Here is a 13,931-nt window from a genome sequence, read left to right as displayed (position 1 = left end):
CGATACGCATACGGTCAGCCGTCATGGAGTCAGTCGCAGGGCCACGGCTTACCAAGTAAGTCAAGACTTATCTTTAGGGAACTTCGACCGTATGGTGTGGCTCGAATCGAAGGAGCCCCCTGTTGTCGAAAATGAATGATCCCGCTGTGCGTGCGGTTGAATCGGAGGGGGATTATGTGTCCTCCTTATACGAGTTGCTCACCGAGCGGCTTTCCGAGGCGCGAGTACACCGAGCGAGTGTGCTGAAGGCCCCGACGGAAAGCGCCGGTGAGGCATACGAGAGAGAAATCGCCGCCGAGCGTCTGGCCAAGGAAATCGGCCGGCTGGAGGGCGCCGAAAAAGGGCTGGTCTTCGGGCGCATCGACTGGACGGATGGCACGGCCCTGCGCATCGGGCGGATCGGACTGCATACGGAGGAGGATGACCTGCCTCTGCTCGTGGACTGGCGCGCGAACGCGGCGCGGCCCTTCTACGAGGCGACACCGGTCCACCCGATGGACCTGCGGCGGCGCCGGCACCTGCGCCTCGAGGAGCGCACGGTCATCTCGGTGAGCGACGAACTGCTGGACGGGACCGCCCCGACCGACGAGGACGTCGTGGGGGACGGCCCGTTGACCGAGGCTCTGTCGGCACGGCGTACGGGCAGGATGCACGCGGCAGTCGCGACGCTGCAGGCCGAGCAGGACGAGATCGTCCGCTCCGCCCACCGCGGGGTGACCGTGGTGCAGGGCGGGCCCGGCACCGGCAAGACGGTGGTCGCCCTGCACCGGGCGGCCTACGTCCTGTACGCGTTCCCGCGCGCCGCGGAGGAGGGTGTCCTGGTGGTGGGCCCGAACGCCCGGTTCCTCGACTACATCTCCCAGGTCCTTCCCTCGCTCGGAGAGAACGACGTCGTTCTGGCGACCTGCCGGGAACTGGCCGGAGTGTCCACGGACACGGTGGACCCGTTCGATACGGCGCGTCTCAAGGGCAGCTCCGACCTCGCCGACGCCTTGGCCGGCCTGCTGCGCGTCCACCAAGCCCCCGCCGGTGACTTCACCGTGCGGGTCGGACAGGAACTGGTTCACCTGTCCGGCGAGGAAGTCGCCACGGCACGCGACGCCGCCGTGGCAGCCGCACCGGGGCACAACCCCGCGCGCCAGGTGTTCAGGGAGCTCTTGGTCGACGCCGTCACCGACGCGATGCAACGAGACATGGGCGACCTCCTGGAGCAGATCGACGCCGATGCCGCCAGGATGACCGGCATGGACCTCGACCGGTTCACGGGAGCCGCCCAGCGCCGTGCCGAAGGTGCGGCCGACTCGGGTCCGGTCCACGAGCTGGACCTGGACGCCATCCGAGCCGATCTCCTCGACGACGACGCCGTCGACCGAGCGGTCGAGGTGTTGTGGCCGCGGCTGGTGCCCGGTGACCTCGTGAAGGCGCTCCTGACGAACGCCGGCGCTCTCGCCGAGCACCTGCCCCGCCTGACCGCGCAGGAGCGGTCCCTTCTGCTGCGCGGTCCGGACGACCCGTGGACCGATGCCGATGTGCCGTTGCTGGACGAGGCGGCGAGCCTGGTCGACGGCTCCCCCGAGCGGACGTACGGGCACGTCGTCGTCGACGAGGCGCAGGAACTGACCGCCATGCAGTGGCGGATGATCGTTCGCCGCTGCCCGGCAAGGGCGATGACGCTGGTGGGTGACTTCGCCCAGGCAGGCCCGGTCGCGACAGCACGCGACTGGAAGGAAGCACTGAGCCCCCACCTCGGACCGCGGTTCAAACTGCACAACCTGACCGTCAGCTACCGCACCACGCAGGAGATCCTGGAGAGCGTCCGGGACCTGCTCGCGCGGATCGCTCCGGACCAGAAGCCCACACGGTCACTGCGAAGCGGTGAGAGCCCTCGCACCGTGACCGCACCTCCGGACGGGTTGGTCACCGCCGTCGTTCAGGAACTCCGCGCCCAGAGCACCGCGCACCCGGGCGAGCTTCTGGGAGTGATCTGCGCGGACACCAGGGTGAGCGAGCTGACGACCCGGGGCATCGCTCACCACGCACGCATCGTGCCGGCGTCCGAAGCACGCGGCCTGGAATTCGACGGGGTCGTCGTCATGAACCCCGAGGAAATCATCACGGCCCGCCCCGGCGGGGAAAGGGACTTGTACGTAGCCCTGACCCGGGCCACCAAGCGCCTCTGCACAATCACCGTCCGGCCCGCCTGACGACTCGGCGCCCGCGTCGTCGCCGCGGGCGCACCCGGCGTGGCACAGACACCTGCCCGCGCGCACGGGGCTGCTCGCCACCTCACCGCTCGTGGCCGCACCCGGCATCGCGCGGCCGGGTCCAAGCCGACGGCGGCGGGCCGGTCCGCGTCGCAGACCGCGCACAGCTCCAGGTGAATCGGCCGCCCCTCGGCGTCATCCTGCGGCATCAGGACGCTGGTGATCAGATCGCCACGACAGCGCGAGCACTGCGGAAGATTGTCGGCGAGCTCAACTCCTCCATCTGGCCCCCTTGTTCAGGATCCGAGGATCGTATGCCCCGGCGGGTCAACCGGCCCCGGGCCGGGCGGCGCCTGGTTCCGCTGATCCCGGCCCGAAGGGGCCGTCCGGCCGCTGCTCCTCGCCGCCGAAGCCGCGGTCCAAGCCTTTGACGACCGGGTCCAGCTCCAGGGCCGTCTTGGCCGTGAACATTCCGCTCGACCACGAGCTGGCTGATCTTGGCGATGCCGCCAAGATCACGGACTTCTCCGTCGTCGAGCGTTTCAAGTCCACCTGGGTGACGACCAACGTCCTCCGGACGGTGCTGTGCACGGCGGCCCTCGGCTGCCTGGTCCGCGCCTGCTTCCTCAACGGCCGACTTCGCGTTTCTTGATCGATTTCAGGTAAGGTCCGGCTCGCCTGAAGAACAGACAGAACGACCTTGGGGGAGCCGGACTATGAAGCGCTGGGCGAAGTGGGTGGCCGTCGGAACGGTGGGGGTGCCGCTGGCACTCACCGTGGTTGCCTGCGCCGGGGCGAAGTCCCTGGAGGAGGCCGCGAAGGGTACTTGGGACTGCACGATCTCCGACGGTGGCCGCGGAATCTCCGCGACGGTGACCGTCGGAGACGGGACCTACCAGGTGAGCGATGGCGGCCGCGAGGGCAGCTCCGGGACGTGGCAGCTCTCCGGCGGCAAGCTGGAGGTCAAGGGCGACGACGGCCCGTACCACGTCAGCGGTGTGCCCGGAGAGGCGAAAGAGCTGATGGGCATGGAGTTCGGCGAAGACGGTAGCGACGAGCTGTCGCCCTGGAGCGTGGGATGGAAGGGCGACACCGTCACCTTCCCGTACCACGGCGCCAAGGTCACCTGTCAGAAGATGTAGGTCTGAGGGCCCCGGCGCCGCCGTAACCGGCGCCGGGGCCGTCGGGGTTGGGCCGTCGTGGTCCCGTGGCCGACGCCGGGTCCGTCGACGTTGGCCACGGCCGCGGGCCCTGGGCCCGGGGTCCTCGGTCGGCGACCGCTCACCGCGGAACCGCTGACCGACGCCGCCTCGCAGGTTGGCGTTCATCGCCTCAAACGTGGGCGGCGCCCTCGCCGCTCGCTGCCGCGCCTTGCCGAGGCGGAAGCGGAAGCCGAACGGCTGGACCACGAGCTGGCAGAGCGCTTCGGGGCCGGTCATTTGCACACGATCAACCTCCGCGAACTCCGCGGCTGGCTCGCCCTGGTCTCCGGCCGACCGGCTGCCGCCGCCCCGGTGGTACCTGCCCCCCAACTCCACTCGACCGCGCACGGGCCGACACCCGGCCACCGAGTCCTCGGGCATGCGGGCTCTACACAGCTGGTCGCAGATCGAGGACGACAGGGAAGTCCTCGACCTCGCTCCCGAGCTGGAGGCCATGCTCACAGAGGTAACCGGCCGGGACAGCGGCCCCGTGCGGTTCCTGCGGACCCGAGCCAACCGCCGGCAGGGCGCCGCCCAGCCCTAAGCAAGTGAATCTCAGCAGTTCGCCGCTCTTCCCATCACTTGCTTCGATCTTGAACAGCGCGGGAAGGAGGGCGAGCAAGAGCATGCTGAACCCTTGGTGATCACCAGCCGTAGAGTCGCGCTCATGGGTGATGACTGGCGGACGGACCGGATCGGCAGCGCACTTCGGGGTGGGAACCCTGCGGTGCTCCGGCGGCTGGGAGCGGGATTCGCGGTGATCGGGGACATTCAGTTCCTGCCTGGATACTCGGTGCTGCTGACAGATGATCCTGCGGTGCAGCGACGATGACCGAGCGCCCTGCGGGGTGCAGTTCCGTGTTGAAACCGGGCTCACCTCGCCACTGCTCCTTGCCGCTCACCATGTCGAGGCCGACCAGAACGTCGTACTCGGCCTTCGGCGTGGGGCCAGACCCACCGGGCTTCCTGTGCAGCGGAGCCAAGAGCCACCGCCTGGGGATCCGGCCCCTCAGGGCGGATGACCTTCTGCAGATGCCAGGAGGCCCCTGGGAACTCGCAGTCATCCCAGCTTCCGGTGCCAGGACGGCCGCAGGGGCCGCCTGGCGCATCGGGTCGATACATCCCCGAGTTGCCAGGCGGCCCCTGTCCTCACGCGCCGGCCCCGTATCCGGATCCGAATACCGAGGGCTTCTCAGTCTCCGATGAAGAGCAGGTAGCCCGAGCGGCGGATCGCCTGGTGGCTCTGCTCGACGATGTGCCTCACCACAGGCGTCTGCTCCTCTTCCGGAAGCTGCTCGAGTTCGACGACGAGACGCTCCAGTTGGGGGGTGTTGAACATGGTCAGATCGTACGGCGAGATGCCGCGCCGCAGGCTGTTCTCCGGTGCTCGCACGCACATCGCGAGGAACGAGTCCTCCGCGTCGTCACCGAATTCCTCGACGACGTCCTGTGCACGGTTCAATCTCCGGATCCCCAGGCCCATGTCGGCCTCCTCTCTCAGCTCACGTGGTCGGAAGAATCGGGTACATGGTCACCAGGTCCCCGTGCACGCTCACCACGATGGTGAGGCAGTGGGTTTCCACCTCTCCGGTATCCCTGGAGGACTTCCCAAACTTCTTCTTGGGATCGAGGCAGACGTTCCTCTCACGGTAGGTGGTACCGCCGCTCGCCTGCTTCCAGGCACCCTGGTCCGTGACCGCCCCGTAGAAGATGTCCTTCATGTCCCCGAGCGTGAGCTCGGAGTTGAACAGCCCCTTCTTGGGGGTGACCATCCTGCCGCCCTCGAAGTGGTAATCCCGCAGGTTCCTCAGGGCAAGCGTGTCCAGGGCTACCTCGATACCGCCCTCGGGGAGGTTCTGGCCGAGAGGAATGAACTCGCAGTCGTCCCAGCCCTCCCAGCCGTTCCAGCCGTCGAAGCCGCCCCCTCCCGAGGACGAGGCCGCAAGGAACGGCGCCTTCGGCGCGGACTTCGGCTTGGGCTTGGGAGCGGTGGGACAGACGACAGCCCTGACCCGCTCGATGACCTTCCCGGCCTTCGCGACGACCTTCTTCGCCTTGGCCGACTTGTCGAGGAAGTCGTTGATCCCGGCGATGGCCTTCACGATCTTCGGGATCTTGCTGGCGATCTTGACGGCCTTGGCCGGGCCGAGGTTCTGGACGATGGCCCAGAGGCAGGTCGGGATGTCGGGGTCGTCGATGCAGGCCTTGATGTCTTCCAGGAAGAGTTCGACGAGGATCTCGGCGCCGTTCTCCAGCAGGTAGTCGATGAGGTCGTCCTCCGCGAGCGCGCGGGCCGCCGCGTACTCCTCGGGGGTAATGCCGGCCGCTGCGAGTGCCTTTCGCTCCGCTTCCTCCAAGGAGACGGGCGGGCCTTTGTCCTTCTTGGTCTTGGCAGCCTCCTCGCGCTCCTTGCGCTGCTGCTCGCGCTGGTATTCCTCGGCCTTCTTGGCCGCGTCGTCGGCCTCGCGGGCGTGCTGCTGGGCGTTGGCGGCTGCGGTCTCCGCGGACTTGGCGTGCTGCTCGGCGGAGGTGGCGAGCTTGGCGGCGTCGGCGGCGTCCTTCTCCGCCTGGGTGGCAGCGGCCTGGGCGGTGCTCGCCTCCTTCTCGGCCAGGGTGGCGGCGCTGTCGGCGGCTGCGGCATGGTTCTCCGCCTCCGCCGCGGCGCCCCGGGCCCGTTCCGCCTCGGCTTCGGCCTGGGTGGCGGCCGTGATGGCGGCCACCGCGTCGGCGTAGGCGTTGTTCGCGGCCTGGCGGGCCTGCTGCGCGTCGGCCTGGGCCTGGGCGTCGGCCTGGTTGGCCCGTGCCGCGGCCGCTCTGGCCTTCGCGCCGTCCTCTGCAGCCTGTGCGGCCGATGTCGTCGCGGCCGCTGAGGAACGTGCAGCGTCCGCCGTCGAACGCGCAGCTGCGGCGGCCGCCTTGAACGCCGGCGCCACCTGTGCGTTCGCCCGATTCGCCGCCGCCTCAGCGGCCTCTGCGGCCTTGACCGCCTCTGCGGCCTTGGCCTCCGCGGAGGCGACCTGCTCCAGGCCCATCTTCAGTGCGGCACCCGCCACCGCAGCGGCGAAGTCGGCGTCGACGTCCTTGCCGGCGAAGGGTGCGGTGAGCGTAATGGCGGTGTTCGCCGGGTCGGCGATGCCCGCCGCCGTGCTCCGGGCTCCGGTGGCGGCCTGGACCGCGATCGTGGCCTGGAGCTGTGCCATGGCCGCCTCGCGGGTGGCCCCGTCGGCCTCGTCCCGGGTGCGGTTGGCCGCCTGGAGGGCGTGGTTGGCCTGAATGGCGGCCAGCCCGGCCAGTCGGACGGCTGCGTGTGCGGCGGTGCCCGCGCGGTTCTCCTGCGCGGTGGCCTCGGCCGCCTTGGCGTTCGCCCGCTGGGTCGCGGCACGCGTCAGGGCGGCCTGTGCCTCGGCCTTGTTCGCCGCCGCGTTCGCGGCGAAGGCGGCTGCCTCCGCCTTGTTCGCCGCCGCGTCGGCCCGCGCGGCGTGCGCGTCGGCTTCGGCCGCCGCCGCCCGGGCCCGGGCGGCCGCGCCCGCCGCTTCGATGGCCGCTGCCCGCGACCTCATCGCCGCACCTGTGGCTGCGTCGGCGGCGCTGCGGGCCGTGACGGCCGCGCGTCCGGCCGCATCGGCGTCGGCCCGTGCCGCGTCCGCGGCCTGTCGTGCCAGAGCGGCGTCGGACGTGCCGCTCGCCGCGGCGGCCAGCGCCTCGGTCGCCTTGGCCCGGGCTTCCTCCGCCTTGTGCAGGCGTTCTGCCTCGGACGCCTGGTTCCGTGCGTTGCGGGCCTTGGTCTCCTCGTCCTGGGCCAGCTTGGATGTCCTGGAGGCGTTGCCCTCCTGTGTCGCCGCCCGTGAGCGCAACTCCGCCGCGGTGGCCGCGGCCGCCTGCGCCTCGGCCCGCTTGGCCGAAGCCGTACGCGCCTCGGCGTCCGCACGCGCCCGGGCCTGCGCCGCGGCGTCCCGCTCCCGCTCGGACCGCGCCCTCGCGGCGGCGGCCAGCTCGCGCTCGCGCTGGGCGACGGCCCGCTGTTCGTCGGCGATCTTGGCCTGGCGCTGGGCTTCCAGACGGGCATCGCGGGTCTTACGGGCGTGCTCCCAGGCCGCCTTCTCGGCCTGCTCCGCCTCGGTCCGGGCCTGCCGGCTCTTGGCGGCGGCGTCGGCCGCGGTCTTGGCCTGCTTCTCGGCTTGGCGGGCCAGTTCGGCTGCTGTCTTGGCGTGCTGCTCGGCGTTGGCGCGCCATGCCTTGGCCTGCTGCTCGTGCAGTTGGGCCTGGTTCTGGGAGTTGAGGCCCGCGGCGGTCGCGGCGGCGGCGTCGACCGAGTGCTGGGCGGTCTGGGTGGCCCGCAGCGCGGCGTCGGACGCCGCGGCGATGCCGGAGGCGACGTCGGACCACTGCGTTCCGTAGGTCAGCCCCGTCTCCACCAGGATCTCGGCCTGCACCTTCGCCTGCCCAGCGGCTACCTGTGCCTGTTTGGCAGCGGTGTCGGCGAAGCCCACCTGCCGGGCGACGTCCTTCTTCACCTCCGTGTAGTCCGACAGTCGCTTGCCCGCCCGGTCCCCGGCGAGGAGCCGGTCGGCGTCGCGTGAGGCGGCGGCCGCCAGGCTCATGGCGTTGGAGGAGTTCTTCAGGGCCCGGACGGCATCCCCGTGCGCGGCGATCAGCTTGGTACGGGCTTCGGCGGCGCGGGCGGCGTTTTCGGCGAGCTTGCGCAGCCGCTCCGCCGCCTCCAGGGCCTCCTTCTGCTCCTTCTCCCGCGCGGCCCGCTCGTCGGCGTCCTTCTGCGCGGCGATCAGGTAGCCCTTGTCCAGGAACTCCGCGATCACCTTGTCGTCACCGGAGGCGAGGGCCAACTGGGCGGCCCGCTTCACCTCCGGGCCGCCGGTGGCTACCAGCATTTCGACGCGCTTGCGGTTCTCCTCGGCCCGCTTGCGGTCGTTGTCCTGGGTCGTCTTGTCGCGCTGGCGGGCGATGTCCGCACCGAACGCCAGGAAGTCCGCGCGGTCCCGCGCGGTGGCCTTCAGAACGCGCTCGACCTCGGCGTTGAAGTGAGGGCCGCCCGTACCCCGCAGCGCCTCGATCTTCTTGCGGTTCTCGACGTCGATGGCGTTCCGCTTGTCCTTGGCACGCTGGCGGGCCTCGGCCTCGCCCCGCTCCAGGAAGTCGCGGATCGCGTTCGGATCCGGGCTCGCCAGCGCCTTTTTGGCGGCCTCGCGGACTTCCTCCTCCTCATCGAACTCGGCGTAGTCCTCCACCAGCTGACGGTCGGCATCGGCACTGAGCCGGGCCAGCGAGGTCTGCGGGAGGACAGGTGCGGGGGTGTCCGTCTTCGCTCGGACAGCCAGGGTTAGCAGTGCGGCCGCCTGTGAGGCGGTGAGGGTGTCCCGTTCGGGTGCGGCAGCCTGGGCAGGGGTGGCCAGCCCGCCCAGTAAGGCGGCGGCCACGGCCGTGGCCGCCGCCTTGGCGACGGCTGTCCGCAGACGTCCCGGTCGTCCTCCGGCGCCGGGCCGAAGTCGTGCTCTCATGAGAAGGATCTCCTCCAATGGTGGTGGGCATGGCGGCAGGGCGGCATGGAGTAGGGGTGAGGAAGAGAAGCGGGTGCCCCGCCCCTGTGCAGGGGAGCGGGGCACCCGTGCTGGTGGGCGCCCGGCGTGGCCCTGGCGGGTGTGGCACGGGCGCGTCGCGCCAGTCACCCGTGGGGGTAGTCAGCGCGCGATGCGGGTCTGGCCGTCGCGGGCCTGCTGGAGGATGTCCTGCCAGAAGGCGGCGGATCCGACGGCGTCCTGTTCCTCTTTGGACCAGGACTGCCGGTTCGCCCCGGCAGGATCGGTGATGCGCTTCCACATCTCCTCCGCCGAGCCCTGCGCGAGGGCCTGAATGCCCTTCCAGCTTTCGGCCTGCTGCGCCGCGCGTTCCCGCTCCGCCTGCCAGGCCGTGTGGGCGTCGCGGGCGTGCGAAGCCACGGCCTGCCAGGCGCGCTCCACCTCGGCGCGGGCCGCGGCGGCATCGGACGCGCCGCGCAGCGCCGCCTCGGCCTCGGTCGCGGTCTTGAGCAGGAGCGTGAGCGTCCGGTGGCGCAGGGCCTCGGAGTCCGTGGTCCGCAGCCGGTGGCCCTCCAGGTCCAGGGCCCCGCCGGTCACCCAGCCGAACCCGTAGAACTCCCGGACGTCCTCGTCTGCGGCTCCGGACCGGAGCGCCCACTGCGCCGCCACCCGGACTTGCTCGCCCGGATCGTGCTCGGCCAGCGACCGTACGAACTCCCGGTCCCGCTCCAGCACCGCCCGCTGCTCACCGGCCGCCGCCTCCCGGGCAACCCGGTCGCCGTGCTGCGCCTGGGCGTACCCGGTCTTCACGAACGCGGCCCGGTCGGCATCCGAACCCTTCAGGGCCCGCTCCGCCGCGGCGCGGGTCTGCGGTGCGAACTCCGCGGGGTGGGTGCGTACGACCCGGTCGCAGAACTGCCGATTGCGGGTACGGGCGTCCCTCAGCCGCTGTTTGGCCTGCTCGAAACCCCCGCCCGGGGCCAGCCATTCGGTGATGGCCGCATCGCCCCGGGTACTGCGCAGGGCGTTCCACGCCGAGGTCCGCAGCTCTGCCGGGAGCCCCGACAAAGCGATCCTCTGTACCTCAGCGCGCGCTCCGGCAGCCGCCGCGACCAGCACCGCCTCCGCCGCTCCCGGATCCGCCGAAGCGGAGAGCACGGCGGGCACCGCGGCCGACGCCCGTACGAACGGCCCCTCGCGCGGGAGGTCCTGGGCATGAGCCGGACTCCCCGCGAGGGTCCCCGCCACCGCCGCGACGGCCGTGGCGGCGGTCAGCCCGGCGCGGACGGCTCTGCCCAGCGGAGGTTCACGCCGGGAGCCGGTCACGGGGCGAGCGGGTCGGTGATGGCCCACCCCGGGTAGCTGACGAACCCCAGCGAGCCTCCGGTGGACGGCGGCGCGCCCGTCACCAGCTCGTTGCTCTGGTTCAGCCGGACCTTGAACTTGTCGGCGACCGACCAGGTGAACAGGGCAGAGGCGGGCTGGCCGGACACGATGCCCTTGAAGGTGAAGCACCAGGTGGCGCTGTTGCGGAAGGCCGCGGTGTTGTCGTTCGCCCCCAGGACCACCGGGCCCTGGTTGACGGTGCCCTTGAGGTAATGGCCGGGCTTGCTCGCCGCCTCGAACGAGAAGCAGCCGGCCTGGCCGGCCAGCGAGGGCACGACGAGCCACGTCGCGTTGTCCCGCATGTCCTGCGAGCTGGCCGGGGTCACCGGGGCGGCGGAGATCGTCCCCCCGCTGACACCGGTGTGGCGCAGCTGGAACAACTGCGTCGGGTCCTGTTGGCCCGGGGCCCGGATCGCCAGAGTCTGTCGCCGGGCCCGCTTCTGGCCCTCCTCCGAGAGGAACTCCGCGACCTGTACGTCACCGGCCGCCAGGGCCTTCTCCGCCGATGCCACGAGGTTCGGGTTGAAGCCGCTCTCCTTGGCCGCGGCGAGGATCTGCTGGGCCAGCATGCGGTTGGCCTCCGCGAGCTTCTTGCGCCGTGCCTCGTCGTCCCGCTTGTAGGCCGCGTCGGCACCGGTGTAGAGGAAGTCCAGCCAGTCCGAGGCCTTCGTGCTGAGCACCGCCTTCTGGCCGGTCCGATACAGGTCCGAGTTCTTCAGGTCCGCCGGCGCCATGCGCAGCATCTCGCGAATGAAGTTGTCGTCACTCACGTCGAGCAGGCCCTGCGTCATGGGGATGCGGAACAGCGCTGCGACGTTCTTGCGCGCGGCATGGTTCTTACGCAGTTCCGCTTCCTTGCGGTTCTTCTCCTCCAGTTCGGCGAGCTCCCTGGCCACATCCTTCTTGTGAGCCTCGCGCGCGCCGGTGGCGATGAACTCCCGCCAAGCGGCCTCGTCGGCCAGCAATGCACGTGTGCCGGCGGCGCGCACCTCGGCGCCGGAGGCCGCGTGCCGGACGATGGCCCGGATGAAGTTGTCGTCGCTGAGCGACAGCAATTCCGGAGTGCTCGGGATGCCGATCACCACCAGGACCTGCTGACGGGCCAGCCGCGCCGCGCGCTCGGCCTCGGCCTTGTCCCGCTCACGCTGCTGGTCCAGCCTGAACGCCTCGTGGATACCCGTGACGATGAACGTGACGTGGTCGGCCGCCACGGTGCTCGACATCGCCCGCTCGGCCGCCGTGCGCACCGAGTCCAGCCTCTCCCCCGCATCGCTCGCCTTCTGCCACAGGGCATGGATGAAGTCGTAGTCGCTCAGCAGCAGTACGTCCGCGGTCGGATCCAGCCGCACCACGGCGGCAGCCTCGACCCGCTGGCTGTCGGTGGTGCCGATGCCCGCGGCCCGCGCCTCCTTGTGCGGAGGCACCGGAACGGCAAACGCCACGCTCTCCGCGCCCACCGCGAGGACCGCTGTCATCGCGGTGGTACCCATGACCGCACGCACGACGGCCCGGCGAACACCAGTTCGCAAATTATTTCGCATTAGAGTTCGACAAATCCTTCTTGTGATGGCAGCAAGCAGCCCGGTTTCGCGGGCAATGCTCAAAGCAGGCCGATGAGCGTAGGGACGCAGACGGCGCCCTCCCGCGCAGGAAAGGACGGAGAGCCGCCGGAACACGCCATGCAGGCGCGCAGCCAGGGGAAGCGAGGAGGTGGGCAGAGTCCCACCCGAACCGCAGATGGGCGCAACGGCCGTGCGGCCGGACGACGGCCTAAAGCGGAATGGCGCCGCTGAGTGTCGACGCGGACGCGCCCGCGCGCATCGAAGATTCCCTCATGATTCATTCCCCCCGGAACACGTGCAATGGAACATGGCGGCAGCAGCGTGGAGCGTGCTCCACCGTGCCGCGTTAGGTAGCTGGTCAGGCCACCTATCTCGACCCTAGCGGCAGCACAAAGAAGACCAAGAGGGTTTTTGAGCCACCTTTGACCGATAATCCACGACACGCCTCCAGTAGCCGCCGGTGCGGGCCACCCAGTCGCGTTCGACGTCCTCGAGAACCTCGACGGCTGGTACAACACCCGCCGCATCCAAAACGCCTCGGCTGGCTCAGGCCGGCCGAAGTCTGACCCGCACCTACGCGGCGCCTCCGAGCAGGCCGGACTGCCTGCGTCTGTCCCGGCCACCCTGACCGCTCCGTCCTCCGGTTCCCCGAGCCGCACGCGCTGAGCCATCGCCTCATCAACTGCACGCCAGAGGCGGACGTTCGTCGAGCACGTTGACGGGCGGAGCGACCTCGCCGTTGGTCGGTGACGCCTCGGTCTGAAGATCTGGCCCTGCACCACTCGTCTCTCGTACTGGCCGACCAGGCCTGGTAGAGAACGGTGGCGTCGAGGTCTTCGAGGGCTCGGCGCTGGGCGGCGTCCGTGGTGGTCGATGCCGGCGTCGATCCGGACGCTGGGGAGGAGCTCGGCCTGGACGGGCTGGATGCAGCCGCGTACGGACAGACGAACTCCGGTATGACGGCAGTCAGAGGAAAGTCTTCCAAGATTTATTGCCGATGGGCCGGCCTGGCGAGACCGAGAGGTCGAGGCTCACATGGCAACCGGCTGGAGAACTCCATGACCACTCACGCTCCTTCCTCCTCCCGTGGACGGAGGCTGTACTCGTCCGGCGGCTCCGACGAGGAAGCGCGAGGTGAAGGCGCCGCAGCCGGCACCAGCGCGCCGCTGGGCGTCGACGAAGCACAGTCGCTTCCCCGCATCTTGGAGATGGAGAAGTTCACCCACGACTACGTGGTCGATGGCAGCCCGATCACCTACCTCCGGGCGGGCTCTCCCAGCCACGTGACCATCCCCGCGGACCCCCACCGCGTTTACCGGGCCAAGTGGCTGCCGGCCGAAGCCTCCGTAGCTGATCCGAACATCGAGCAGGAGCTCATGCTGCCCGACGGCAGCCGCAAGGTGTTGCTCTCGACTCCACTGGATGAGGAACCCGACCTGGTCAGAGCAGTGGGCGCGCTCAAGGCGGCAGCCGCCGGCGAGGAGACCCTTATCGCCTCGTTCAGTGGCTCCCCCGGCCTGTGGCCCGGCCGGCGGGGACACGGTGCTCGATGGCAGGAGGCCGTCGCTACCGCACTGCTCGGCTCCTGGTCGGCCCCGCTGCTCACGGGAGGCCCTATCACCTCAGCACATCTGGACCAGCTGCGCGCCGAGGCCAGAGCCATCCATCGCCAGCTCACCCCGATGTGGCATCGCAAGGTCGGGGGAGAACGGCTGTGGAGCCTGGACCGTGACTTCGGTGACGGAATGACCGCGTACGACGTTCTCCGGGGTGGCCCGGACCCGCACGAGGTTCTGTTCGGCGCCCTGGTCGACGACCCGCGCATCAGCGCCGTGCTCGCGCATCTCACCCCCCTCGAAAGAGCCGTGGCCCTCGCTTACGCCGGTCCCACGATGCCGACCTGGACCGAGGCCGCGGCCACCGTCGCCGCAGCGGCTCCTCATCTGCTGGCCGGCACCGATGAAGCTGCACTGGGTGAACGGGTACGTCGCAAGCTGCGCCGCCTCGGCGTCCGGCATACCGCCCGCAGGGAAGCAGCAGCCG

The 13,931-nt window shown here is 70.3% G+C and carries 9 protein-coding genes and 2 pseudogenes; 6 read left to right on the top strand and 5 right to left on the bottom strand.

Translation table 11 applies throughout. The features are described from left to right. The first annotated feature begins 131 nt into the window (after window positions 1-131). The gene (locus tag AB0447_RS17775) at window positions 132-2,204 is read left to right on the top strand and encodes an AAA family ATPase (RefSeq protein ID WP_366477737.1); all 2,073 of its coding nucleotides are present in this window, start codon (window positions 132-134) and stop codon (window positions 2,202-2,204) included. A 134-nt stretch (window positions 2,205-2,338) separates the two neighbouring features. On the opposite strand, the pseudogene AB0447_RS17770 reads toward AB0447_RS17775, so the two are convergent. Further along, window positions 2,339-2,461 (bottom strand): annotated as a pseudogene (locus AB0447_RS17770) (DUF6300 family protein); the annotation flags it as partial. 206 nt (window positions 2,462-2,667) lie between these two features. Between AB0447_RS17770 and AB0447_RS17765 the strand changes: the two are divergent. From AB0447_RS17765 to AB0447_RS17750, 4 genes and pseudogenes are all read left to right on the top strand, one after another. Then, a complete protein-coding gene (locus AB0447_RS17765; protein ID WP_366477609.1) occupies window positions 2,668-2,856 on the top strand; it encodes a hypothetical protein in 189 nt (62 codons plus the stop codon). 64 nt (window positions 2,857-2,920) lie between these two features. Further along, window positions 2,921-3,346, top strand: a complete 426-nt coding sequence (locus tag AB0447_RS17760) for a hypothetical protein (RefSeq protein WP_366477608.1) — start codon at window positions 2,921-2,923, stop codon at window positions 3,344-3,346. Window positions 3,347-3,785: 439 nt separating this feature from the next. Beyond that, window positions 3,786-3,950 carry a hypothetical protein gene (locus AB0447_RS17755; RefSeq protein ID WP_366477607.1) on the top strand — a complete coding sequence of 55 codons (165 nt, stop codon included), beginning with the start codon at window positions 3,786-3,788 and terminating at the stop codon, window positions 3,948-3,950. A 123-nt stretch (window positions 3,951-4,073) separates the two neighbouring features. Continuing rightward, window positions 4,074-4,232: pseudogene (locus AB0447_RS17750) on the top strand (diadenosine tetraphosphate hydrolase); the annotation flags it as partial. A 366-nt stretch (window positions 4,233-4,598) separates the two neighbouring features. Here the strand turns inward: AB0447_RS17750 and AB0447_RS17745 are convergent. The 4 genes from AB0447_RS17745 to AB0447_RS17730 form a co-directional block, all read right to left on the bottom strand. Beyond that, entirely contained in the window at window positions 4,599-4,868 is a 270-nt protein-coding gene (locus AB0447_RS17745; RefSeq protein ID WP_366477606.1) for a hypothetical protein, read from the bottom strand. 40 nt (window positions 4,869-4,908) lie between these two features. Further along, window positions 4,909-8,922, bottom strand: a complete 4,014-nt coding sequence (locus tag AB0447_RS17740) for a hypothetical protein (protein ID WP_366477605.1) — start codon at window positions 8,920-8,922, stop codon at window positions 4,909-4,911. Window positions 8,923-9,102: 180 nt separating this feature from the next. Then, the gene (locus AB0447_RS17735) at window positions 9,103-10,266 is read right to left on the bottom strand and encodes a hypothetical protein (protein ID WP_366477604.1); all 1,164 of its coding nucleotides are present in this window, start codon (window positions 10,264-10,266) and stop codon (window positions 9,103-9,105) included. After that, window positions 10,263-11,930, bottom strand: coding sequence for an AbfB domain-containing protein (locus tag AB0447_RS17730; protein WP_366477603.1), 1,668 nt, complete (start codon window positions 11,928-11,930; stop codon window positions 10,263-10,265). Before AB0447_RS17730 ends, AB0447_RS17735 begins: the two co-directional genes overlap by 4 nt. 821 nt (window positions 11,931-12,751) lie before the next feature. Here AB0447_RS17730 and AB0447_RS17725 point away from each other — a divergent pair. Further along, a partial coding sequence (locus tag AB0447_RS17725) for a hypothetical protein (protein ID WP_366477602.1) occupies window positions 12,752-13,931 on the top strand: 1,180 nt, incomplete at its 3' end.

It is taken from the genome of Streptomyces sp. NPDC051211 (assembly GCF_040689505.1).
Classification (GTDB): Bacteria; Actinomycetota; Actinomycetes; order Streptomycetales; family Streptomycetaceae; genus Streptomyces.
Note: the sequence above shows the minus strand (reverse complement) of the source record. Positions and strands in the feature narration are given on the sequence as shown.